This is a genomic window from Cellulosilyticum sp. I15G10I2 (assembly GCF_900095725.1).
In the GTDB taxonomy this organism is placed as follows: Bacteria; Bacillota; Clostridia; order Lachnospirales; family Cellulosilyticaceae; genus FMMP01.
This window is the reverse complement of record NZ_FMMP01000015.1, coordinates 173,938-197,114: the sequence shown is the minus strand read 5'-3', so window position 1 is coordinate 197,114 and position 23,177 is coordinate 173,938. Positions and strand designations below refer to the sequence as shown.

24 protein-coding genes and 1 riboswitch are annotated in these 23,177 nt (G+C 35.5%); of the genes, 3 read left to right on the top strand and 21 right to left on the bottom strand.

Features of this window, described 5'->3' with window-relative positions; all coding sequences use genetic code 11:
• Positions 1–89 precede the first annotated feature (89 nt).
• Complete coding sequence (locus BN3326_RS15130; protein ID WP_070000088.1) at positions 90–1,739, top strand: BCCT family transporter; 1,650 nt, start codon at positions 90–92, stop codon at positions 1,737–1,739.
• Positions 1,740–1,750: 11 nt separating this feature from the next.
• Here the strand turns inward: BN3326_RS15130 and BN3326_RS15125 are convergent, their stop codons facing one another.
• The 19 genes from BN3326_RS15125 to BN3326_RS15040 form a co-directional block, all read right to left on the bottom strand.
• The gene (locus BN3326_RS15125) at positions 1,751–2,926 is read right to left on the bottom strand and encodes a cation:proton antiporter (RefSeq protein ID WP_070000087.1); all 1,176 of its coding nucleotides are present in this window, start codon (positions 2,924–2,926) and stop codon (positions 1,751–1,753) included.
• 53 nt (positions 2,927–2,979) lie between these two features.
• Positions 2,980–3,054: riboswitch (Fluoride riboswitch) on the bottom strand.
• A gap of 40 nt (positions 3,055–3,094) precedes the next feature.
• On the bottom strand, positions 3,095–3,577 hold the full coding sequence (locus BN3326_RS15120; RefSeq protein ID WP_070000086.1) for an HD domain-containing protein: 483 nt from the start codon (positions 3,575–3,577) through the stop codon (positions 3,095–3,097).
• Between the two features lie 99 nt (positions 3,578–3,676).
• Positions 3,677–4,633, bottom strand: a complete 957-nt coding sequence (gene bioB, locus BN3326_RS15115; protein WP_070000085.1) for a biotin synthase BioB — start codon at positions 4,631–4,633, stop codon at positions 3,677–3,679.
• A gap of 37 nt (positions 4,634–4,670) precedes the next feature.
• Positions 4,671–5,240 carry a biotin transporter BioY gene (locus tag BN3326_RS15110; RefSeq protein ID WP_070000084.1) on the bottom strand — a complete coding sequence of 190 codons (570 nt, stop codon included), beginning with the start codon at positions 5,238–5,240 and terminating at the stop codon, positions 4,671–4,673.
• 210 nt (positions 5,241–5,450) lie between these two features.
• Positions 5,451–6,782, bottom strand: a complete 1,332-nt coding sequence (mgtE, locus tag BN3326_RS15105) for a magnesium transporter (RefSeq protein WP_070000083.1) — start codon at positions 6,780–6,782, stop codon at positions 5,451–5,453.
• A 296-nt stretch (positions 6,783–7,078) separates the two neighbouring features.
• Positions 7,079–7,984: a DUF445 domain-containing protein gene (locus BN3326_RS15100; RefSeq protein ID WP_070000082.1), complete on the bottom strand. Its 906-nt coding sequence runs from the start codon at positions 7,982–7,984 to the stop codon at positions 7,079–7,081.
• 93 nt (positions 7,985–8,077) lie between these two features.
• Positions 8,078–8,944 (bottom strand): alpha/beta hydrolase, encoded by an 867-nt coding sequence (locus tag BN3326_RS15095; RefSeq protein WP_070000081.1) that lies wholly within the window; start codon positions 8,942–8,944, stop codon positions 8,078–8,080.
• Between the two features lie 283 nt (positions 8,945–9,227).
• Positions 9,228–9,353 carry a MetS family NSS transporter small subunit gene (locus tag BN3326_RS21760; protein ID WP_141722937.1) on the bottom strand — a complete coding sequence of 42 codons (126 nt, stop codon included), beginning with the start codon at positions 9,351–9,353 and terminating at the stop codon, positions 9,228–9,230.
• Positions 9,354–9,367: 14 nt separating this feature from the next.
• A complete protein-coding gene (locus BN3326_RS15090; protein WP_070000080.1) occupies positions 9,368–10,876 on the bottom strand; it encodes a sodium-dependent transporter in 1,509 nt (502 codons plus the stop codon).
• Between the two features lie 111 nt (positions 10,877–10,987).
• Positions 10,988–12,376: a tryptophanase gene (locus BN3326_RS15085; RefSeq protein WP_070000079.1), complete on the bottom strand. Its 1,389-nt coding sequence runs from the start codon at positions 12,374–12,376 to the stop codon at positions 10,988–10,990.
• Between the two features lie 306 nt (positions 12,377–12,682).
• The gene (locus BN3326_RS15080) at positions 12,683–13,066 is read right to left on the bottom strand and encodes a RidA family protein (protein WP_070000078.1); all 384 of its coding nucleotides are present in this window, start codon (positions 13,064–13,066) and stop codon (positions 12,683–12,685) included.
• Between the two features lie 2 nt (positions 13,067–13,068).
• Positions 13,069–13,743, bottom strand: a complete 675-nt coding sequence (locus tag BN3326_RS15075; protein ID WP_070000077.1) for a helix-turn-helix transcriptional regulator — start codon at positions 13,741–13,743, stop codon at positions 13,069–13,071.
• Positions 13,744–13,929: 186 nt separating this feature from the next.
• Entirely contained in the window at positions 13,930–14,844 is a 915-nt protein-coding gene (gene rbsB / locus BN3326_RS15070) for a ribose ABC transporter substrate-binding protein RbsB (RefSeq protein WP_070000076.1), read from the bottom strand.
• A gap of 39 nt (positions 14,845–14,883) precedes the next feature.
• Positions 14,884–15,828 carry a ribose ABC transporter permease gene (gene rbsC, locus BN3326_RS15065; RefSeq protein ID WP_070000075.1) on the bottom strand — a complete coding sequence of 315 codons (945 nt, stop codon included), beginning with the start codon at positions 15,826–15,828 and terminating at the stop codon, positions 14,884–14,886.
• A complete protein-coding gene (gene rbsA / locus BN3326_RS15060; protein WP_070000074.1) occupies positions 15,825–17,330 on the bottom strand; it encodes a ribose ABC transporter ATP-binding protein RbsA in 1,506 nt (501 codons plus the stop codon). The genes rbsC and rbsA overlap by 4 nt, the downstream gene beginning before the upstream one ends.
• Before the next feature lie 13 nt (positions 17,331–17,343).
• Entirely contained in the window at positions 17,344–17,763 is a 420-nt protein-coding gene (gene rbsD, locus BN3326_RS15055; RefSeq protein ID WP_070000073.1) for a D-ribose pyranase, read from the bottom strand.
• A 16-nt stretch (positions 17,764–17,779) separates the two neighbouring features.
• A complete protein-coding gene (gene rbsK, locus BN3326_RS15050) occupies positions 17,780–18,691 on the bottom strand; it encodes a ribokinase (RefSeq protein ID WP_070000072.1) in 912 nt (303 codons plus the stop codon).
• Positions 18,692–18,758: 67 nt separating this feature from the next.
• Positions 18,759–19,763, bottom strand: coding sequence for a LacI family DNA-binding transcriptional regulator (locus BN3326_RS15045; RefSeq protein WP_070000071.1), 1,005 nt, complete (start codon positions 19,761–19,763; stop codon positions 18,759–18,761).
• A gap of 177 nt (positions 19,764–19,940) precedes the next feature.
• Complete coding sequence (locus tag BN3326_RS15040) at positions 19,941–20,636, bottom strand: cyclic nucleotide-binding domain-containing protein (RefSeq protein ID WP_070000070.1); 696 nt, start codon at positions 20,634–20,636, stop codon at positions 19,941–19,943.
• Positions 20,637–20,766: 130 nt separating this feature from the next.
• Here BN3326_RS15040 and BN3326_RS15035 point away from each other — a divergent pair, with 130 nt between their 5' ends.
• Positions 20,767–21,189 carry a DMT family transporter gene (locus BN3326_RS15035; protein WP_070000069.1) on the top strand — a complete coding sequence of 141 codons (423 nt, stop codon included), beginning with the start codon at positions 20,767–20,769 and terminating at the stop codon, positions 21,187–21,189.
• A 13-nt stretch (positions 21,190–21,202) separates the two neighbouring features.
• Complete coding sequence (locus tag BN3326_RS15030; RefSeq protein WP_070000068.1) at positions 21,203–21,649, top strand: DMT family transporter; 447 nt, start codon at positions 21,203–21,205, stop codon at positions 21,647–21,649.
• Between the two features lie 261 nt (positions 21,650–21,910).
• Here the strand turns inward: BN3326_RS15030 and BN3326_RS15025 are convergent, their stop codons facing one another.
• Positions 21,911–22,708: a MerR family transcriptional regulator gene (locus tag BN3326_RS15025; RefSeq protein ID WP_070000067.1), complete on the bottom strand. Its 798-nt coding sequence runs from the start codon at positions 22,706–22,708 to the stop codon at positions 21,911–21,913.
• A 103-nt stretch (positions 22,709–22,811) separates the two neighbouring features.
• Positions 22,812–23,156, bottom strand: a complete 345-nt coding sequence (locus BN3326_RS15020) for an MmcQ/YjbR family DNA-binding protein (protein WP_070000066.1) — start codon at positions 23,154–23,156, stop codon at positions 22,812–22,814.
• Positions 23,157–23,177 lie beyond the last annotated feature (21 nt).

The following is a 23,177-nucleotide window of genomic DNA, read 5'->3' as shown; positions in this document are numbered from 1 at the left end:
TATAATTTTTTTCACCCTCCTAATACTAATAAAAGCTATACCTCTAGCATGAGTATAGCTTTTATTAGTATTAGGAAGGTGGTTCTATAATGAAAGATACCATAGATATACAACAAGATGAGCTTACTAAAAAATTAGAAGAGAAGCTCTACAGCCGTAACTTTAATAAGTTCGGATTTGATTTAAATCCTGTAGTTTCTATTGTTTCTGGTGTTTTTATATTAATATTTTCTTTATATGCACTTTTAGACTTAGATCGTGCTACTGACATGTTTGAAAATATAAAGGAAATTATCATTACACAATGCGACTGGGTCTTTATATTATCTAGCAATTTCTTTATTATTGTTTGTTTATTTCTTGCCTTTTCTAAACTGGGTAATGTAAGGATTGGCGGCATAGAGAGCGAATCAGAATTCTCTAACTTTGCATGGTACTCTATGCTCATCTCTGCTGGCATGGGCATAGGTCTTATGTTTTGGGCTGTTGGAGAACCTTTGTATCACGCCGAGATTGCCCCACCTATATTCGCAAGCACTAACCCAACCTATTCAGCTATGGCAACAACGTTTTTTCATTGGGGCTTTCACCCTTGGGGAATCTATACGCTTATTTCCTTAGCCTTGGCTTTCTTTGCCTACAATAAAAAACTGCCTCTTTCTTTAAGGTCTGTCTTTTATCCATTACTAGGCGATAAAGTACTAGGCATTTTGGGAGACATTATCGATATTTTGGCAGTACTTGCTTGTTTATTTGGTTTAGCAACGTCTTTAGGTCTTGGAGTACAACAGATTAATAGCGGGCTTAATTATTTATTTGGGCTAGAAATCAGCATACTTGTTCAGGTTATCATGATTACTATTATTACTTTAATAGCTACCCTATCTGTTGTCTCAGGTTTAGATAAAGGGGTTAAGTTCTTATCTACCCTAAATATTAAACTGGCTGCTGTTTTTATGCTTGCGATTTTCATTTTAGGGCCAACGCTTTATATCATCAGATTATTTTGTAATTCCTTAGGCCTTTATCTTAATGATTTTATCTTATCAGCTTTCCGCGTTTCTGTTAAAGATCAAGCTTGGCAAGGGAGTTGGTCTGTATTTTACCTTGCATGGTGGATTTCTTGGTCTCCATTTGTAGGTATGTTTATCGCCAGAATTTCTAAAGGCAGGACCATCCGCGAGTTTGTTTTAGCGGTACTGTTAGTCCCCTCTCTCTTATCATTTATTTGGTTGTCCATATTCGGCGGAACTGCTATTTATCTTAATGAAGCCTCAGGTGGTAGTTTATTTGATGTCGTTCAAGATAATCTGCCAATTGCCTTATTTGAAATGATTAATTACTTAAACATTCCCTTTTTAGCAGGTACACTTAGAATCCTTTTATCTATTTTGGGTACGATTCTTGTGATTTCCTTTTTTGTAACTTCAAGCGACTCCGGCTCACTTGTAGTGGATAATATTACTTCCGGAGGACGTTTAGATTCTCCTATGACTCAGAGAGTCTTCTGGGCCTGTATGGAAGGCTTTATTGCTGCCATTTTACTGCTTATTGGGGGCGAAAAAGGTCTGTCTACACTCCAAACAGCAGTTATTACCACCGGGCTACCCTTTTCTATTATACTTACCATTATGACAGTCTCTTTGATAGAAGGCATAAAAACTTCACATGTTAAGCAAAAGAAGATTAGAGATATCAATCATCATAAAAAAATGATGAATTATTTTAAACGCAAATAATAATACCAGCTTTACTTAGAAAGCAGTTTATTAAAGCTCAAATCTATTCCAACAGCTCCTAAGGGAGCTGTAATTATGATCGCAAGTACCGCGACAGCAAGAATGGTATTACCAGCTTTAACACCAGCTAAAAGCGGGATGGCCCCGATCGCAGCCTGCACAGTAGCTTTAGGTAAATAAGCAATCGCACAGAAGAGTTTTTCTTTGGCAGATAATTTGGTTTTAATAACACATATAAATACGCCGCCCATTCTAAGAACAAGTGCACTTATTATAAGTATCACTGCCATAAGCCCTGCACTCCCGATATATCTAATATCAACAGCCGCTCCTACAAGTACAAATAACAGCATCTCTGTACCTACCCATATCTTAGAAAATTTCCCAGATAATCTCCTGGCTAAAACCTCATATTGTTTTAAAATAGTTCCCCCTAAAGCCATTACAGCCAATAAGCCTGACATAGGGATATAATCTTTCACAATAGCTTCAACTGAAATAAATATAAAAGCTGTACTTAAAATAACAAGTATTTTTATAGTATCTCTCATGTGTATTTTATTAAACAACCACACGAGTAATAGTCCTGCTATAATGCCTGCTGCGAGTCCAACAACTATAGCTATCGGCACATGAATCAACCCAGCCATATTAAATCCTTGCCCTTCATACATACTCATAAAAGAGGTAAATAAGATAATAACATAGATATCATCAACAGAAGCTCCTGCCATAATAAGCTGTGGAATACTATTTACTTTGCCATAGCCATTTTCCATTAATTTAAGCATCCTAGGAACAATTACAGCTGGTGATACCGCTGCTAATACTGTTCCCATAATAGCTGCTTCAATATAAGATATTTGCAACAATAAAGGTGCCAGCAGTGTAACAGCAGCAATCTCAAAGGTTGCAGGCACAAAGCACATTAGAATTGCAGGCTTTCCAACTTTTTTTAAGTCCTCAAGATCCAGTGCCAAACCGGCCCTCGTTAAGATAACAATGAGTGCAATAGTACGAAGATCTGATGAAATATTAAGTATATCCTGATGAATCAACCCCAGTACATACGGACCTAAAACAATACCTGTTATCAGCATTCCTAAAAGACCTGGTAATTTAAGCTTTTGAAAGATGCCGCTTAATATAAATCCAATCAATAAAATCAGTGCAAAACTTAGTAACATATGATTCTCTCCTTTATTCTTTATAAACAAAAAAACTGATGCACTGCGATAAAATTATCACAGAAGTCATCAGCTTAAATAAGCGGTTTTGGTTTTTACCAAGGGAGACATTCATTCCCGTTTTTTTGATTATAACATTGCTCCCTGTCCATTTCAATAATAAATTCATTAGAATTTATTATCATAACATTGGAGTATTTGCATTTCTATAGTTTGCTCTTTCTTAAAGTGGTGATGATCTTTAATAAGGAGAAGCTCTCTTGGATCCAAATCATACGCTAAGAGCAGTCGATATCCGATTACAGGGTGCTCTTTTTTATAGTACATTGCTCTTTGCAAAAATTCAGGAAGCAATTGATGTTTTATATTTAACTTCTTGGCAAGCACTACAAGAGACTTATTGATCAGATTCAAGTTGCTTCCTACTTTGCCGATATCATGTAAAAGGGCTGATCTAATTAACGATCTGCTTTGTGGTAAGCATTTGAAACAGCCATATGCCACCTTTAAACTATGGTATTGTTCACTAAGTCTTAGTTGAAAAAAAAGCCTCTGTTCCTTTTCATTTAGATAGTTATTAATAAACACCTTATCTTGTTCATTAATATTTGCAGCCAACCCCTGGAAAAATTGTTTAATTCTATAGATCATAGCATTGACTCCTAGTTATTAAGTGTATGAATCTATTATATACTTATTGTTTCATCCATACACCATTTATATACGCTTACTATTTCATCCATTACGCGGCTATAGGGTATAACCTAATGCTTTAACCATTTTTATATCATCTACAATTTTGTTGCCACAGGTTGTAAGAAGGTCTCCTGTAAGAGTGGCATTAACCCCCCCTCTTAAAGCTTCTCTTCCATATCCGCTAAGCAGATTTCTACCGCCTGCAAGTCTTATATATATTTGGGGGTTGATGAATCTAAAAAGCGCCGCTGTCTTCAAAAATTCATCTTCTGTCATTTTGGAAATATTTTCAAGTGGTGTCCCTGGTATCGGATTTAGCATATTAAGCGGAATAGAATCTACTTCTAATGTCCTAAGCTCGAAAGCTAGATCTATACGGTCTATTACACTTTCTCCAAGCCCTAGTATCCCGCCGCTACAAACTTCTAAACCAACTCTCTTAGCAGCTTTAATCGTTTCTACCTTTTCATCGTAGGTATGTGTGGTACAGATCTTTGGGAAAAAGTTTCTTGAAGTTTCTAGATTATTATGATACCTCAGTACGCCTGCCTCTTTTAGTTTAAGCATAGCCTCCTCATCTAAAAGCCCATGAGAAGCACATAGCTTAACCTTTACTTGATCTCCTATAGCTCTATAGGCTTCACAGACATGTTCTACATCCTCGCGGCTAAGCTTCTTCCCTGCTGTTACAATAGAGTATTTATCTACACCTTGCCTTGCATTATAGGCTGCATCTCTTACAAATTCCTCTGCACTTAGGAGCGAATATGTTTCCACACGCGTGTTATAGTGTGCGGATTGCGCACAGTATTTACAGTCCTCACTGCACTTGCCGCTTTTACCATTAATAATGCTGCAAAAATCAAAATGATCCCCACAAAAATAGGCTCTTATTTCATCAGCTACCCTTGCTAAATCTTCTGTTTTATAATCTAGTAGAGCTATAGATTCTTCTTTTGTAATGTGATACCCTGCCTTAATATCCCTAACGAGTTGATCTAATAAATGCATATCGCAGCTCCTTCTATTCTTTTTCAGGCATCATCACTTAAATAAGCTGTTGTTTCTTTAATATGGGAACTAACTTAGAACCTACTAACGAGGTAATAAAACATGATATTAGATCTCCTGGCAAACAAGCTATTGCACCTACGTAAATGGCCTTACTTAAAGGCATCGGGCTTCCAATATAAAGATTAACAATAAAATACATGTATATTACTCCAAAAATATAAATAGCTATAACGCCAATAAAAGAAGCCATAAATATCACTTTGAAACTGGCACCTTTTTGCTCAACGATCTTCCCAATAATATATGCTCCTATAATAAATCCAACGAGATAACCGAAGGTAGGCTGAAAAACATAACTTATGCCGCCGCCTTTTGTAAATATAGGAATGCCCGCAAGTCCGATACCTACATAAAGCATTTGTGCGAGCATCCCTCTTTTTGAACCCAGCAAAACACCTGATAATGCTGTAAATAAAAATTGCAGTGTAAACGGCACTAGAGGCATAGGGATTTTAATAAAAGCACCTACTGCTGAAAGTGCTGCAAAGAGGGCACAGATAACATATGTATACGTTTTGGTTTGCGCTATTGTTCTTGATTCCATTTTTTTCTCCTTACCATTTGTTATTTTTTATAAGAGTATTGTAAACTTATCCCATACCATTTGTCAACTTTTTAATTTCTAAAAGTTTACAATACTCTTTTATAGATACGCCCTCTCCATTTCTTGAATAATAAAAAAAATTCTATAAGAGTTCTTTTAACACCTCTCATAGAAGTTATTGTTATAGTGGTTAATACTATTTAAGTCTCTTTATAATCCCAAAAACCACGCTGCCATTGTAAAGTATAATATCAATGCTATAGCATCTACTACAGTAGTAATTAATGGCCCTGCCATAATCGCAGGATCTAGTTTAAGTTTCTTAGCAACTATAGGAAGTATACCTCCTAATACCTTTGCCATAACGATTGTACAGAACAAAGTAATACACACGGTAAGACTAATATGAAAACTTGTTCTTTCAAAATAATATATCCTTATGAAGTTAACAACCGCAAGCGCACTACCCACCATAAAGCTTACTTTAAATTCTTTAAATATAACTTTAAGCATATCCTTTAAGGTGATCTCCCCCAGTGCCAATCCACGAATAATAAGCGTCGAAGATTGCGAGCCGGCATTCCCCCCCGTATCCATAATCATAGGAATAAATGCTGCCAGCAGCACAACTGATTGCAACACATCTTCAAACCGCTTAATAATGTTGCCAGTAAATGTCGCTGAAATCATTAAAACCAACAACCATACAATTCTATGTTTGGCAAGCGTCCATATCCCTGTCTTTAAATATTCCTCATCTGAAGGGGTCATTGCTGCCATTTTCTGGAAGTCTTCTGTATTTTCTTGATCTATAATATCCACGATATCATCGATTGTTATAATCCCAACTAGCTTTTGTTCATTGTCTGTAACAGGTACAGATAACAAGTCATATTTTTTGAATAGTTCTGCTATTTCTTCTTGATCATCTAAGGTGTGCACATAAATAAACTCTGTCTTCATAATATCTTTTATGAAGACATCTGCATCACTTAATATAAGTTTTCTAATAGATGTTATACCGTGTAGCTCTCTGTTTTCTGAGGTTACATAACAGGTATTGATTGTTTCTTTATCTATCCCAGTCTTTTTAATATGTTTGAGGGCCTCTTCTACTGTCATCTCTTTTTTGAGATTAACATATTCAATAGTCATAATACTTCCAGCAGAACCCTCAGGATACTTTAATAATTGGTTGATTATTTTTCTTGTGTCTTCATCTGTATTCTTAAGTACTCTCTTAACCACATTAGCTGGAAGTTCTTCTAAAAAGTCAACTGTATCATCTATAAATAAATCATTAATAATATGAGAAACTTCTTTATCTGTTAAAGAATCTATAATGATAACTCTTTGTTCGTGTTCCATATAGGCAAAAACATCAGCTGCTATATCTTTTGGAAGCACCCTGAATACTTTAACAACATTTTCTTTACTCATTTCTTCAAACAACATAGCTATATCAACTACATTTTTTCTATTAAGCTCTTGTCTTGCTTCTATAAATTTCTTTTCTTCAATAAGCTGCAGTACTTGTTCCATCGTAGTTCCTCCTACTTTAAGCCATCAATTTTGAATAACTAGGCTTCTTGTTCATTATTTGTATAAATTATGCCATTTAATAAATCTCTATTTTTTAGTAAGGAACATTAAGGAGTCAAGTTATCTATTCTGCTTCAGATCCACTTGAAAAGATGAACATTTCAGTTGGATAACCATTATCTTATGAGCGCACGTATCCCATACGCACTCACCCTTAATGTTCTTTATACTGTCCTCGTCCATCTTCTCACCTCCAAAAATCATATATAGACACACTATTACCAAAGAAATACTTTTTAGACTATACTCATTATACAGCCTAGTACTGCACCGAGTAAAGCACCCAGCCATATAATAGCATTTAGTTCCTTAGCCATTATCTGTAAGATCATTTTCTCGAGTTCAAGTGTATCAAAAGCATTAATACGTTCTTCTACCACCTTTGATAAATCCACAATCTCTAGAGCATGTGCTAGATTATGCTGTACAAAATACGTATAGGCTTTTCTAACTATATCTTTTATGAGCGCTGCTTTTTCTTTTGCATAAGACGTGATATGCATAATAGGCTGATTCAAAAACGCTTCGCCTTCTCTTTGAACAGCACGTATTATAAGCTGTTCTCCCTGGGCTTCAACCATTTGATTAATGATAGGTTCCAGTTTAAGCGCGATACTCTCTATAAGGCTATCATTAATAAAAAATGCAAATGCTCCAAATAAAGATTTATCTAGTCCATTATTAACCTCTTTTATAAGGTTTGTTACGGCGATCTCCCCTAAATTCATCTCAACTATTTTAGTATAAAGTTTGTTTGTAAGTGCTTTTTCTACCTCAATACCTATCTCCTCTAATGAATCCCTGTCAATCATCTTCTCGGAGAGTTCTTTTACCGTAAGTTCACTCGCTTCGTATTGCCCAATAACATCATCTATTTTCTGATCGATCTGCGCATATATATTTTCTTGTAAAAGTACTTTTTCAAGCACATTTTTATTAATAAGTTCTTTCCCTACTACTTGCCCAATACTTCTTGCCAGCCTGCCTTTTTCTTTAGGTATAATCCCTGGTGTAAACGGCAATTTTATTCCAAATATATGAATAGGGTTTAATGGTCTAAATAGCATTTTAATAGCTATGCCATTTGTAATATAGCCTATGATACCCCCAACTACAGGGCCTATAAGTAGCTCCCAGTTCAATGCTTTCATCTCCTGTCTATTAATAATGTTTCTTTTTAATCGTTTGTATTATACCATTTTTCAGCAAATTGTAAAGGTACTTTATTAAGCCCTTCAGCCTTGTAAATTCTTAAGCCAACTCAGTGCCAGGTCTACCCACTTATGAACATTTACATGTTTTCTCATATCTGCCTCTTTATATCCAACTGTTTCATCTCCTAATGATAATCCATGGGCACCTTTTTCAAAGATATGAAACTCATAAGGAATTTTATTTGCAACCAAAACCTTAACAAAATTAAGGCTTTCTTCTACATCCACAACTGCATCCTCTGAAGTTGTCCATAAAAAGGTTGGCGGCATATTTGAAGTGACTCTGCGCGTACAACTCCACTCCTCTAGAAGCGTATCATTTGGATTTATGGTGCCATATATAGCGCTAAACATCATCTCTAATAAAGGCTGCATATCAAGGGAATTTTTAAGACTCTTCATCTTGAACTGATATAGATCTAATAAGGGATACCCCAAAATCAAAGCATTAGGCTTAAATAAATGGCTATCTGCGCCAATGGCTTTTACTAAATAATCATCTTGCCACGATGCAGATAAGACCGCCGCGCTATGACCGCCTGTTGAAAATCCACATAAACTAATTTTATCCGCATCTACATACCATCTCTTGGCATTCTCACGTATAAGCATGACTGATTTGGCTGCATCTATAAAAGGAGCTGGAAATCTCCCAATCTGAGTTCCAATGGAATATCTCAGCACAAACACATGATATCCCGCTGCTATAAATCTTAGTGCAACCGGCTCAGCTTCTTTTTCTGTGATTCCTATATAGGCCCCACCTGGACATATAATAATTGCCGGTCTTATAATTGGGAAGCGCTGATCCATAGATGCATCTTGAATATATGCTGTTAAAGTGGCATTTGATACGCCTTCAAGTAAAGGAATAATTTCTATCGTCATGTAATTCATCTCCTATTTTTACCTATATTTATACTATATAGAAAGCGATTAAATTTATACATTTATGGCTATAGATCCGCAAGAAGGTTTTAGGATTTTCCACCTGCTCACTTTTGTATTTATAAAAATCTAAGTCCCTTCTTGCTAGACTTCGGCAAACTACATCTAACTGAAAATACTCAATCGTTTTCTATATAGATTTTATTATAGCAGAACAATAAATGGGCTGCCCTAAGTTTAGTTTAAGGTCAGCCCATTTACATTTATTATATACCTCTACCCATTAATTCATTTCCTTTTTGAGATTATTTTTTTTCTCTACAGCCAAGGCAATAAGAATTGTAACAATAACACCACCCCAGACTGTTCCGCATCCAATGATCATCATTATTATTGCACTAGTAGACATATGATCCCCTCCAATTATTCTTGATGTGCATCTGTAGTCCATTTTCTTTTATAAAATAGGACTGAAGCACCAACCATAATTAATACTGTTCCCCATCCAAATACGATGTTAGAAAGAATTCCTACAGAATCTTGATTAAATAGTCCAGTAACTAAGTTAAATAGATTTGTAATAACAACTGCTCCTAGTAATAGCGGTGTGAAATATCTGAGTAGATAATCCCACCATTTGCCAACTCTAAAGTCAGAAAACGCATTAGCTTCTTCTCTTAGTTTACCTGTTCCATAAATGTAACTAATTAAGATTACTTCTACTAGTCCCAGCCCTGCAATAATAATATTGCCTACATAAGCATCAACTATATCTAGGATATAGTTGAATCCTGCGTAGCTTGCAAAGCATGCACTGCCTGCAAAGCCAACTAATGAAATAATGGTTACTAGTTTTTCTCTTGAGATCTTAAATTTATCAAGCGCTGCAGTAGCAAAGGATTCAAGCATTGAAATACTTGATGAGAGTCCTGCAATAAATAAACAGAAGAAGAATACGAAACCTAACAACCCTTGAACAAATACATTTTGAGACATGGTTGAAATAGCAATCGGAAATGCTATAAATGCAACGCCTGCACCAGTTCCAAAGGATGTGAATTCTACCCCTATACTATTTACCAAATATCCAAGTGTTGAGAATACTAATACACCTGCAATAAGGTCAAAACTCGCATTAGCAAAAACAGTAATAAATGCACTATTAACAACATCTGCCTTTTCATGTAAATACGAACCATATGCAATCATAACCCCCACAGCTAAGGTAGTCGAGAAGAATACCTGCGCATAAGCTGAAACCCAGATACTAGGGTTTAAAATCTTTGAGAAATCTGGTTTAAAAAGTGCTTCTAATCCAATTGTAGAACCTTGCAGACGCACTGCATTAATCATAAATACAACCATTAATACCATAAGCATAGGGGTAAATAGGGTTGACATTTTTTCTATACCACCTGAGATACCCTTCTTAACAATCAGCCAATTACATAGCCAAACAAAAATAACAGCAATTAATATGTACATACTAATACCCGCTCCAAGATCTAATGCATTTTCTGCACTTCCCGTAACCATCCCCATAATTGGACCTGGATCCGAAAGCCAGTTAATCATACCAAATGCATGCCCTAAGGAGAAAATCATAAAAATAACCGACACTGCAATAATTGCAGAATAATACATCATAACAATAATAGGCACCATAACTTGAATCCAGCCAACAACCTCAGCTTTTTTATTTAAGTCAGCGAATGCTTTTACAGAGCCTCCTCGAATCTTCCTGCCATAGGCATACTCCATAATCATAAGTGGAATTGCACATGTAATTAATGCTACAAAATAGGGCAGAAGGAATGCGCCTCCACCATTTTTATAAGCTTGAAATGGAAATCTCCATAAGTTTCCTAAACCTATCGCAGCTCCTGCGGCAGCAAAGATAAAACCTTTCCTGCTTTGCCATTTTTCTCTCATATAAGCTTCCCCCTTAATAATATGATTTAAATTTGTAAAAAAACCCTCTCAAACCTTAAATAGTAGATTGTTGCTATTAAGATTCAAGAGGGTTTTTAAAAACTAAATGTATTATTTGTTTAATGGTCTGAGTCTTGCTAAGAAATGTCTAAGTACTGGTGGTTCATAATCAAAGGTTAATCCAACTAACTCATCTTTATGCGCCATTACTTCTTTAAACCCTTCAACGATTTCATCCATATGACTTTGTGTGTAAACTCTTCTCGGAATAGTCAGTCTTACAAGCTCAAGTGCTGACTCTTCTTGTTCCCCTGTTTGAGGATTTCGGCCTAGTAGGAAAGAGCCTATTTCAACAGGTCTAACGCCTGATTCTAGATAAAGCGCATTACATATTGCTTGTGCAGGAAATTCATAGCCTGGCATATCAGGTAAAATTTTTCTGGCATCTACGAAAACCGCATGACCACCCGTTGGATACTGGATAGGTACACCTATTTCCATCAATTTATCCCCTAGATATTTAATCTGACCTAATCTATAAGCTAAATAGTCTTCATCAATACCTTCGTATAAGCCTCTAGCGAGTGCTTCCATATCTCTTCCTGATAAACCCCCGTAAGTCGCGAAGCCTTCCATGGGTACACATCTTGCTTGTGCACCTCTATATATTTCTTCATCATTTTTAATAGCAATCATACCACCCATATTAACAATCGCATCTTTTTTTGCACTCATCGTTAACATATCTGCATAAGAGTACATTTCAGTAATAATATCTTTTACAGAAGTATTCTCATAGCCCGGCTCTCTTTGCTTAATAAACATTGCATTCTCTGCAAATCTTGCAGAATCCATTACAATTCTCTTACCATATTTATCAGCAACCCTTTTCAATTCTTTCATGTTTGCCATTGAAACAGGTTGTCCGCCAGCTGAGTTATTCGTCACTGTCATAATAAAAAATGCGACATTTTCTGATCCAACTTCTTCAATAAAAGCTTCAAGTGCTGGGATGTTAAAGTTACCTTTAAAGTCATAGTATGTTCCTGTGTCTGTAGCCTCTGGGATGAGGAAATTTCTAGCCTTTGCTCCTGAGAGCTCTACATGGGCTTTAGTTGTATCGAAATGATGATTGCTGCATACATACTGTCCTGGTGTTAATAATAGCGGGAATAATACCTGTTCTGCTCCCCTGCCCTGATGTGTTGGTACTACATAGTTGTACTCAAAAATATCCTTAACCGCATCACAGATATTATAGAAGTTCTTGCTTCCTGCATAGGCTTCGTCACCTAACATAAGTCCTGCCCATTGGTTATCGCTCATAGCACCTGTTCCGCTATCTGTAAGCAAATCAATATATACATCTTTTGATTTTAATAAAAATGGATTATACCCTGCTTCTTTTAAAGCCTTTTCTCTTTGTTCTCTCGTTGTGATATTAAGTGGTTCTATCATTTTGATTTTAAATGGTTCTGCTGGGTGTTTTGCATTAGACATAACAAATTCCTCCGTTTTAGATTAATATGTATACGTTATATAAACTTTAGCATTATGCAAAATTTATTATAACGCAGATAATAAATTTTTATTTCGATAATAATTTTCTATTACAATATTAATATATAACTTTTCAGCCCATTTGTCAATACCACTGCAAACAAAATAAAAAAAGCCTTAATTTTGTTTAAAATCAACAAAATCAAGGCTTGATAATTCTTTTTATTATTCTTATCATAAGGAAATACTGCTTATTTCAGTTAATAACCATTTATTACTATAATAATTAGTTGTTATTCTATTTAATTACTTTAATGCAATAACTTCTATTTCAACCAGGGAACCTTTTGGCAGCCCTGCTACTTGTACAGCTGAACGTGCTGGCGAATCAACACCTAAATATTTTGCATAGATGTTGTTTACTGCAACAAAATCTTTTAAATCTTGTAAAAATACAGTTGCTTTTACGACTTTATCAAAAGAAGACCCTGCCTCTTCAAGAACTGCCTTTAAATTTGCAAATACTTGTTCTGTTTGCGCTTCAATTCCGCCAGGGACGAGTTCACCTGTTGCAGGATCAATCGGAATTTGACCTGATGTGATAATAAAACCGAGGCCAGTATCCACTGCATGTGAATAAGGTCCTATTGCAGCTGGTGCTGCCTCTGCATTAATTATTTTTTTGCTCATAGTTATTCTCCATTCTTCATTTTTTTATTAATGTTACTTAAGTATCTATACACGGTGGCTTCAGAAACGCCTAACATATCCGAAACCTGGCTTACAGCGCCTTTTATAAGAAAAAACTTTTCATCATTGAGACGTTTTACAATCTCAACCTTCTCGTCCACAGTTAAACGCTCCACTGCTACGCCTGCGGATTGGGTGACATCATTAATTATGCCCTGAATCACCTCTTCATATGTCGCTTGAAAAACTTCAATACTATTATTATTTTCCTTTTCTTCAGAGTACGTCGATGGCATAAAAGCTAATTTCTGCAATAACTCTGCCGCTTGCTGGTACTTTGTCACATCTGTATTAATACATAACATCCCTCTAGGATTACCTTGCTTGTCTAATATAAAAAAACTGCTGGATCTTAACGAAATATTGTTTTCGGACATGCCCAAGTAATTCAAATAGTATGGCGGGCCTTCTTTTCCTTTGTCTTTTAATTTTGATAATGCAAACTTAGTGAGTGGTGCACCAATTTTTCTGCCGCTGATATGTCCATTATGTATTGCAATAACGGAATGGTTCATATCTTCAAAACTATGCAATACGACTTCTGTGTTTTCTCCAAAGCAAGCTCCTAAAAAATCGACCAAATGAATATAGGATGAAAAATCAAATTCGCCTGTCATACCCACCACCTCTTATCGTAATAAAAATATCTAACCTTAAGATTATTTTATCACGATAATAATTTTTGTCAATTCGTTTCTATGAAATGATGTATAAGATAATGATAAACCAGTAGCATATTATAAATAGAGCTGACACCGTTAAAGAACGTTGTCAGCTCTATTAGTAATTAAATCATAGCATTTTTACTTTTTAATTAATTGCAATTCAATTGGTACAGCATTTTCTACTGTTTCACCTTTAATAATTTTATCTGCATATCGAATACCTGCTGAACCAATTAAAGAAGGTTGTTGTGCAACTGTAGCTGCCATTTCTCCGTTTTCCACTGCTTTTACTGCATCGTCTGTCGCATCAAAACCAACAACCATAATGTTTCTTCCTGATGCTTGAATAGCTTTTAATGCTCCTAATGCCATTTCATCATTGTGTGCAAATACAGCATCAATATTAGGCTGTGCCTGAAGAATATTTTCCATAACTGAAAGTCCTTTAGTTCTGTCAAAATCAGCTGTTTGTTTTGCTATAACTTCAATGCCCGATCCTTTGATCGCTTCATTAAAACCATTTCCACGGTCTCTTGCCGCTGATGCTCCAGCAATCCCTTCAAGCTCTACCACATTACCTTTGCCGCCAAGCTGCTCTACAATATATTCTCCTGCCATCTTCCCTCCAGCAACGTTATCAGATGCAATATGTGTAACGATTTCACCTGAATCTGCACCACGGTCTAGAGTAATAACTGGTATTTTTTTATTATTAGCTAATTTCACTGCATTACCAACAGAGTTTGAATCTGTAGGGTTAATTAAAAGAACAGCTACATTTCTAGTTAAAAGGTCCTCTACATTTGACATTTCTTTGCTTGGATCATTTTGTGAATCTAATACAACAAGCTCATAGCCTAATGCTTTCGCCTCTTCTTCAGCACCTTCTTTTAGTGTTACAAAAAATGGGTTGTTAAGTGTTGAAATAACAAGTCCTATTTGTTTTGAGGCTGTATTGCCTTCTGCCTTTGGCTCTGAATTTTTAGCTGCACATCCTGCAAAAACACCTAAAGATAATGTTAATACAATTAATAATACAATAATTTTTTTCATCTTTCTTCCTCCTAGTTTTCGTTTTTACCTTATCTCTTTTTACTTATTTTTTCTATCCAACAATACCGCAATCAATATAACCAATCCTTTGGCCAATAATTGATAGTATGAAGATACATTCATTAAATTCAGTGAGTTATTTAAGATACCAATAATAAGCGCCCCAACTATCGTACCAAATATATTCCCATTTCCTCCCGCAAGACTTGTACCACCAAGTACAACAGCAGCAATAGCATCAAGTTCATAACCGGCACCCGCTTGTGGCTGTGCTGAAGAAAGTCTTGCTGTAACAATAATACCCGCAAGGGCTGCTAAAGCCCCTGATAATGCATAAACATAGATTTTAACCAAGTCTACATTTATGCCCGATAACTTAGTAGCTTCCTCATTGCCACCCATAGCATAGATATAGCGTCCAAACCGCGTATGTTTTAGAATATAGTATGAAATCATAAAAACCAATACTGTAATATATATTGGAATTGGAATACCAAGTATATAACCTGATCCTATCGATGCAAAAACATCTGCACTCTTTGACGCTTCCACCCCGATAGGTTTACCATCTGTAAATACTAAAGTATAGCCTCTGGCTAAGGTCATCATAGCTAATGTGGCAATAAAAGCTTGTACCTTTCCTTTGCTGATGATAATACCGTTGAGCGCTCCAATTACAGCGCCTATCAGAAGTGTTGCAAGGAGCACAATAACTACATTCTGCCCATCTGTAACCATCGTGGCTGCAATAGCACCTGCTACTGCAAGTATAGACCCTACTGAAAGATCAATCCCGCCTGTAAGTATAATAAATGTCATTCCTGCAGCAATAATAGCGTTAATAGATGTTTGTCTAAATACATTAAGTATATTAGACATACTTAAAAAACTTGGATTAATGATTGTTACAATGGCTGAAAAGAGAATCAACCCTATAACTGACTTGTATTTCATGAGTATATCTTTCTGTAGCAATGTTCTCATTTATTTGCGCCTCCCTTTACACCAACTGCACATTTCATGATACTCTCCTGAGTTGCAGCTTCTCTATTTAGTTCCCCAGTTATCTTACCTTCATGCATAACAAGAATACGGTCACTCATACCTAGAATCTCAGGGATCTCTGAGGAAATCATAATAATACTCATTCCCTCTTTCTTAAAACTGTTAATAATGTCATAGATTTCTTTCTTTGCACCTACATCTACACCTCTTGTAGGCTCATCCAATATCAGTATCTTAGGCTTTGTCATAAGACTTTTAGTAATAGATACTTTTTGTTGATTGCCGCCGCTTAAATTTTTAACAAGCTGATTAATACCTGGTGTTTTTACAGACATTTTTTTTACATAATCATTTGAAACGACTTCTTCTTGTGTATTACTAATCGTCCCTAAGGCAATTGAAAAGTCTTTTAGTGCTGATAGGGTCATATTCTCCTTGATCGAAAGACTTAATACTAAGCCATTTCTTTTTCTATCCTCTGACACATAAGATATCCCCATCTTTATGCCCTGCTGTGGAGACTTTATCTCTGCTGATTTGCCGTCTATAAGGATCTCTCCCCTATCTTTGGGAATTGCTCCGTAAATAGTCTTAGCAAGTTCCGTTCTTCCTGCCCCCATTAACCCTGCAATGCCAACTATCTCACCTTTTCTAAGTGTAAAATTAACATCCCTTATATATTTATTAGATAAATTTTTAACTTCCAGTACGCATTCTCCTAAATAAGACTCTATCCTAGGAAATTGTTCAGTAAGCTTTCGCCCCACCATGAGTTCAATAATTTTATCCTCTGTTAATTCACTTACTGCATGTTCTGCTACAAACTCTCCATCTCTAAGAACCGTTGCATAATCACATACCTCAAAAATCTCTTTTAAGCGATGTGAGATATATACAAGGCTGCGACCTTCTTCTTTTAACTCCCTCATGACTCTAAAAAGGTTTTCTGTCTCGTTGTCTGTAAGCGCATCCGTTGGTTCATCCATAATAATTATTTTTGCATCCAAGGATAATGCTTTTGCAATCTCAACCATTTGCTGCTTACCTATACTAAGTTCTCCGGTAATGGTCCGGGGATCCTCTGTTACGCCTAGTCTTTTAAGCAGAGCCTCAGCCTCTTTGTATAGGGCTTTTGAGTCAATTTTACGTGCTGCATTTACTGGCTCTCGGCCCAAAAAGATATTCTCTCCCATGGTAAGCTGAGGGATCAGGTTAAGTTCCTGGTGTATGATTGCAATGCCCTTTTCTTGAGAGTCTTTTGTGGAATTAAATGTTACCTCTTCATTCTCATATAGGATAGATCCCTGTGTTTTAGGATATACGCCAGTAAGTATTTTCATCAATGTAGACTTACCTGCACCATTTTCACCAAGCAGTGCCATAATTTTGCCTCGAATGATACGAAAATCAACTGAGTTTAATGCTTTCACCCCTGGAAATTCTTTTGTAATTCCTTTCATTTCTAAAATTGTATGATCCATGACAATCCTCCTCTTAAAAAACCACTCCTGATCTTAATATGATATTTGCATAAGGCGTATATTCTCCTGTCCTTATGATTGCCTTGGCTTTTTGAGTCTCCATTTTAAATACTTCATGAGAAACTTCTGTTATTTTAAGCTTAATCTGTTCTGTCTTTTCATAATTGCAAACAGTTTCTAATAGTTGTTCGTACACCTTTGGGTTACGCTCTTTTACCTCCTGTGCAATAATGACTTCCTCTACGCGTTGTTCGCTTAAAACAACATTTAATACTTGCATAAAAGAAGGTATGCCCTCTGCTAATGCTAAATCTATTCTTTGTACTTTATTTGGAATAGGTAAACCGCTATCAGCTATAACAATGTCATCTCCATGACCTAGTTTGCTAATAGCATAAGATATTTCTGAATGAATAAGAATACCTTTTTTCATGAAATCTTCTCCTGTTCTAAATGTCTGTCATGTATTCTTCTACTTCTTTTTTGGTAGGTAAAGAATCTTGTGCACCCTCCCGTGTTACTGTAAGCGCGCTGACCTTGGCTGCAAAATGAATAGCTGCTTCAATTGATTTACCCTCAGAAAGTGCCGTTGCTATGGCTCCAATAAAGCTATCTCCTGCCGCTGTTGTATCTACTGCTTCTACAAGATGTGCAGGATAATGATTGCTGCTTGTCTTATTAATATGAAGACATCCATTGCCACCTAGTGTAACAATCATTTCTTTTACACCTTTTTGCATAAGTTCTTTTGCTGCCACGAGCATATCATCTTTTGTTACAAGCGTTCTGCCGCTTAGTATTTCAAGTTCTGTTTCATTAGGAACCAAGAGATCTGTAAGCTCCAGAAGTTCTTGATCAAGTTCTCTTGCTGGTGCAGGATTTAATACCGTATACTTGCCATATTGCTTTGCCTTTTTAAAGGCATACTTAATGACGCCTATGGGCACTTCAAGTTGTGCAATCATTATAGCTGATTCCTTAATGACTTCTTCAGCTCTATCAATGTCTTGTGGTATTAACTTAAAATTTGCACCTGACACCACGATGATTGAATTATCGCCGTCACCATTTACAATAATAGTCGCAATACCTGTAGAGATACCTTCTGTTACTTGAACTTGAGATACTTCAACCCCATCATGCTTCAAGCTCTCTATAAGAGTTTTTCCAAATTGATCACTCCCTACTCTGCCTATCATTGCAACTTTTCCGCCAAGCTTCGCAATGGCATCTGCCTGATTTGCACCTTTTCCGCCTGCTGCCTGCTTAAACTCAACACCCAAAAATGTCTCTCCTACCTTAGGTACCTTATCTGTTTTAGTTACTAAGTCCATGTTTAAACTTCCAACAACTGTAATCATATCTTAACCTCCTCATAGAAATATGCACTACTAGGCAAACGTTTTCCTAAAATGCTAAAAAAATAAGTCAAGTCGTTTTTCTTATTATTAGTTGCGTATCTAATAATACGCTTCTTTCTTCTATATCTTCATTTGGGTTTTCAATAATATCTACCAGCATCTCGGCGGCATGATACCCCATCTCATAGATTGGCTGACGCACTGTCGTTAAGGGAGGTTCTATAAGACTTGCCATGGGTATATCATCATATCCTATAACCGCTATGTTTTGTGGTATTAGTTTACCAGCATCTTTTAGGGCTCTAACTACACTAATAGCAATAAGATCATTGCCGCAAAACACTGCATCAAAATCATAGTCTTTTTCAAACAGCTGCTTAACCGCATTAAAACCCCATTCACTTTTATATTGTCCCTCTAAAATATAGTTTTGATTAAAAGGAATCTTAAACTCTTTTAAAGCCTTTTTATAGCCCTCTAGCCTTGCCTTCGTTGTATTTGAAGTAAGCGGCCCGGCAACAAATACGATTTTTTTATGACCTTTTAAAATTAAATGCTTCATCGCCTCATAAGCTCCCATCAAGTTATCAACAAGCACCTTTCCACGGATCCCTTCTCCTTCTACATCTCTGTCTATAAGAACAATGGGTGTGGTTACTGATTGAAGCTTTTCTGATGTCATCTTTCTCGCAGTAGATTGGGTAATAATAATGCCATCAACCATTTTTTCAGTAAGCATTTGGATATATTTATCTTCCTTTTTCATATCATCATCCGTATTACAGTACATAATACTGTAACCAGCTTCACTCGCCTTATCCTCTGCACCTCTTGCAAGTTCTGGAAAGAAAGGGTTTGAAATATCAGGTAAAATAAGACCTATTGTTTTTGTTTGCCTTGTTACAAGACTCCTTGCTAAAGTATTTGGCGTATAATTAAGCTCCTTAGCTGTCGCCATGACTTTTTGCCTTGTTTCATCACTAATATGCCCATCTTTTTTATTAAGAATTTTGGAAACTGTACCAACTGATACATTGGCTTTTTGTGCAATATCTTTTATTGTTGTTTTCATACTTCTCCTCTATCTATAAAAAAATACAGGGCAAACGTTTTCCTTAATAAAAATATACCACAAGTAAGTCTTAAATGCAATAGTTTATTATATAAATATACCATTATTCTTTCTAAACCTTCTATTTGCAATGTTAAACTTAGACAAATTCTCTATAATCACCTTTTAAAATCTCTCTTATTTATAGACGTTTTCCGCAAGCTTTTTTAAAGCTCTTTCATCCAAAACTTCAAAACCATGTCCCTTCTTTTTGATAATATTTTTTGAACATAGATTATCTAAAGTTCTTAACAAATGTCTGTAGCTTGTTCCTAATAGTTCTGATACCTCGGTTAAATTTTCATTTAGCTTTATTATATTCTCTCCATTAAGCTCTTCTTTGGGTGCAGTTGCAAGCATATAACTTGCCAATCTATTCTCAAGAGGATAGAGCAAGTTAACAGAACTATTTTTAGTACACCTATTTAACTTTTCACCTAGAGATTGACAGATAAATCTTAAAAGCTTCACATTATTAAATAAGTATGTTCTTACCTGTTCAACGGGGATGCCTAAGCAATAAGTATCTTCTATAGCTTGTACATTTGCAGTTGCTACTTCAAAATTAATAATCTCTAAATCTCCTAATACTTTAAATTCTTGATAAAAACTCAGCAGCAAAGACTTGCCATTACCTTGTGTTGTAAAAATTTTCGCCTTGCCTTCTACAAAGAAAAATAGGTAATGAATAGGTTCATCTTGCCTGCAAATATACTCATTTTTTTTAAAAAACAATAATTCTATAAAAGTTTTTGCATCCTCATCAAATAGCTTATCAATATCATACTTGGCCACATAGTGATTCAGCTTCTCAGAATCATTTATTTTTATCATCAGCTTTCTCCTTTGAATCTTTTATACAAACTCAAACTACGATGTCTTATTTCTAATATGACATATGTCATAACGCTCTGCAAGCATATCATGATAAATTAGTATTAAAGTTTTAAAAGGGGGATCACTTATGAATATATTCATTTCAGCTTTTATAGGTGTTTTAATCGCTATAATGCTTTTGTTTAATGGTACTTTATCCCAAGCTATCGGAAATTATACTTCTAGTGTGCTGATACATATTACTGGGCTTTTTGCTGTTATACTCATTCTTTTAATCGGCAAATTAAAGATTAAGTTCACATCACAAATACCACTCCACTTATATAGCGCAGGTGGTATAGGGGTCTTAACTGTTCTGTTTAGTAATTTAAGCTTTTCGTTACTGGGTGCCTCTTTAACCCTTGCGCTTAGTTTACTGGGCCAATCTTTAGCATCTATTCTCATAGATCATTTTGGTATATTGGAAATGACTGTTGTTAAATTTGAGAAGAAGAAACTAGTTGGACTTCTATTTATTATCTTAGGCATCTTTATAATGGCTGTTTTTTAAAGGAGGAGTTATCATGTTCGTCATAATACTATCATTTTTAGCTGGCGTTTCTATTGTAGCTGCCAGAATTATAAATGCTAATCTTGCTAAAAGAATTGGTGTTTTTGAGGGGACATTTTTCAACTATGTTGTTGGATTACTATTCTCCTTTACCATTTTAATATTTAGTCAAGAAACCTTGTATCCGCTTCGAGCAAACTTACATAACATCCCTTGGTGGGCTTATCTTGGCGGGCTTATAGGCGTTCTAATCGTTATATTGTCCACTTACATGACATCTAAAATCTCTAGCTTTTATTTAACGCTTTTAGTTTTTATAGGTCAGTTTTTTGTTGGTATTATTATCGACTACATGAGGTTCGATTTATTATCTGCCGGCAAAATACTCGGTGGTTTTTTTGTCTTGGCCGGCTTAACCTATAATTTAATAATAGATAAAAAAACACTACCCAATAGTTAGTTAATCTATTAGGTAGTATTAAACCTTTATTTATTTACCTAAAAAAGTACTAATCTCAGTCTCATCTCTTTCCCATCTCGCACACCCACTTAAAGTACAACTAACTATACCTATAACAAGGAATAGAATTAAAGATTTTTTCATAGATTATTCTTCCCTTCAATATTTCTTTGTTTATCTTATTATTTATTTTTTAAGCTTTCATATGCGTATTTAGCCTCTATGGGAAATTCTTCAATATTACACTTATAATATATAAGTTTATTTCATACAAACAGGTACTTGCACTTCTGTCAGCCAATCTTCTTCACTTTCTTTATTCCAAATACCATCAATAAAGGATTCTCTTGGATCATCAATCACTTCATAGTTGTTTTCTTTAATCCAGTTAAAGATGAAGGCATATGCTTCACCAAGATTATTATAGGGTCCTTTATGAAGCACACAAACCGCACGAGATACTTTATCCATTTTTTTAAACTTTAATAGCGCGGTATCCTCTTTAAGCTCAGTTACAGCTTCACAAATTTCTACATCAATATCTTTTTCTTTATATTCACCATCATGGTAAATATTAAAACAATACGCCGGCACAGCACATATGCAACCTAAACGTTCCATTTCCTTTGCCATTACATTGGGACAAAGATGAAAAAACTCCTCATAACTTGCTACTACCTGTCTCATAGAGGCTACGATTACTTCTGGCAATTCTTTAATAATTGGTGTATACATTTTCTGATTCTCTCCTTTTATACAGCTTAGATAGCTGCGGATTTGTAATAGTTTCGCATTTTCAGCTCTTAGGGTATTTAAAACATCCTGCTCTTTTAGCTTTAGAAATAGATCAATGGCTTTAGGATTACTTAATACTTCTTTGATATCACTAAGCGATAGTCCCATTTGTTTTAGCGTTATAATTTTATGAAGCTGCATGAGCTGACTTGTTGTATAGTACCTGTATCCTGTAAATGCATCTACATGCTCAGGTTTTAATAATCCTATTTCATCATAGTGTCTAAGTGTTTTTGTAGTAATTCTGTTTATTTTTGAAAACATTCCAATGGTAAAAATATTTATCTCCCCCTCCTATCCTTATTCAATTGACGTCGACAAGGTAAGTGTATACCTTCCCCCAAGGTTAAAGTCAATAGGTGTTTTTTTAAAATAATAAGTTTAAATAGTACGCTCTATCTTTCTTAGGAAATGTATTAACAACAGCTTTATAGGATTCCCTAACCATCCTTTTAAGCATTTCATCATCTATATCCAAGTTCGGTTTAATTGTATTCCAATGTTGTTTATTAAGGTGGTAGCCTGGTATAACTGCTTCAAACATGTCACGATAAGCTAAAGCTTGAAGCGGCTCACATTTTAAAGAAACGTCCCCTGCGTTACTAATAAGTGCAAACATCTTGTTATTGACTTTTATCACCATTGGCGTCTCTCCAAATGGATAATCTAATGTCGCCATAGGCAATGATAAACAGTATGCTTTTATATCCATATCTTTCTCCTTGTTCTGTTT

What these genes read in the sequence shown, in the direction of transcription:
- rbsB (WP_070000076.1), bottom strand. Translation starts at nt 14,844, where the DNA reads ATGAAAAAAATTATTGTATTATTAATTGTATTAACATTATCTTTAGGT.
- BN3326_RS15040 (WP_070000070.1), bottom strand. Translation starts at nt 20,636, where the DNA reads ATGATAAAAATAAATGATTCTGAGAAGCTGAATCACTATGTGGCCAAG.
- BN3326_RS15075 (WP_070000077.1), bottom strand. Translation starts at nt 13,743, where the DNA reads ATGACAGGCGAATTTGATTTTTCATCCTATATTCATTTGGTCGATTTT.
- BN3326_RS21760 (WP_141722937.1), bottom strand. Translation starts at nt 9,353, where the DNA reads ATGTCTACTAGTGCAATAATAATGATGATCATTGGATGCGGAACAGTC.
- BN3326_RS15130 (WP_070000088.1), top strand. Translation starts at nt 90, where the DNA reads ATGAAAGATACCATAGATATACAACAAGATGAGCTTACTAAAAAATTA.
- mgtE (WP_070000083.1), bottom strand. Translation starts at nt 6,782, where the DNA reads ATGGAACAAGTACTGCAGCTTATTGAAGAAAAGAAATTTATAGAAGCA.
- rbsD (WP_070000073.1), bottom strand. Translation starts at nt 17,763, where the DNA reads ATGAAAAAAGGTATTCTTATTCATTCAGAAATATCTTATGCTATTAGC.
- rbsC (WP_070000075.1), bottom strand. Translation starts at nt 15,828, where the DNA reads ATGAGAACATTGCTACAGAAAGATATACTCATGAAATACAAGTCAGTT.
- BN3326_RS15025 (WP_070000067.1), bottom strand. Translation starts at nt 22,708, where the DNA reads ATGTTTTCAAAAATAAACAGAATTACTACAAAAACACTTAGACACTAT.
- BN3326_RS15080 (WP_070000078.1), bottom strand. Translation starts at nt 13,066, where the DNA reads ATGAGCAAAAAAATAATTAATGCAGAGGCAGCACCAGCTGCAATAGGA.
- BN3326_RS15120 (WP_070000086.1), bottom strand. Translation starts at nt 3,577, where the DNA reads ATGATCTATAGAATTAAACAATTTTTCCAGGGGTTGGCTGCAAATATT.
- BN3326_RS15095 (WP_070000081.1), bottom strand. Translation starts at nt 8,944, where the DNA reads ATGACGATAGAAATTATTCCTTTACTTGAAGGCGTATCAAATGCCACT.
- BN3326_RS15035 (WP_070000069.1), top strand. Translation starts at nt 20,767, where the DNA reads ATGAATATATTCATTTCAGCTTTTATAGGTGTTTTAATCGCTATAATG.
- BN3326_RS15020 (WP_070000066.1), bottom strand. Translation starts at nt 23,156, where the DNA reads ATGGATATAAAAGCATACTGTTTATCATTGCCTATGGCGACATTAGAT.
- rbsA (WP_070000074.1), bottom strand. Translation starts at nt 17,330, where the DNA reads ATGGATCATACAATTTTAGAAATGAAAGGAATTACAAAAGAATTTCCA.
- BN3326_RS15090 (WP_070000080.1), bottom strand. Translation starts at nt 10,876, where the DNA reads ATGAGAGAAAAATGGCAAAGCAGGAAAGGTTTTATCTTTGCTGCCGCA.
- BN3326_RS15085 (WP_070000079.1), bottom strand. Translation starts at nt 12,376, where the DNA reads ATGTCTAATGCAAAACACCCAGCAGAACCATTTAAAATCAAAATGATA.
- rbsK (WP_070000072.1), bottom strand. Translation starts at nt 18,691, where the DNA reads ATGATTACAGTTGTTGGAAGTTTAAACATGGACTTAGTAACTAAAACA.
- BN3326_RS15125 (WP_070000087.1), bottom strand. Translation starts at nt 2,926, where the DNA reads ATGTTACTAAGTTTTGCACTGATTTTATTGATTGGATTTATATTAAGC.
- BN3326_RS15110 (WP_070000084.1), bottom strand. Translation starts at nt 5,240, where the DNA reads ATGGAATCAAGAACAATAGCGCAAACCAAAACGTATACATATGTTATC.
- BN3326_RS15030 (WP_070000068.1), top strand. Translation starts at nt 21,203, where the DNA reads ATGTTCGTCATAATACTATCATTTTTAGCTGGCGTTTCTATTGTAGCT.
- BN3326_RS15045 (WP_070000071.1), bottom strand. Translation starts at nt 19,763, where the DNA reads ATGAAAACAACAATAAAAGATATTGCACAAAAAGCCAATGTATCAGTT.
- bioB (WP_070000085.1), bottom strand. Translation starts at nt 4,633, where the DNA reads ATGCATTTATTAGATCAACTCGTTAGGGATATTAAGGCAGGGTATCAC.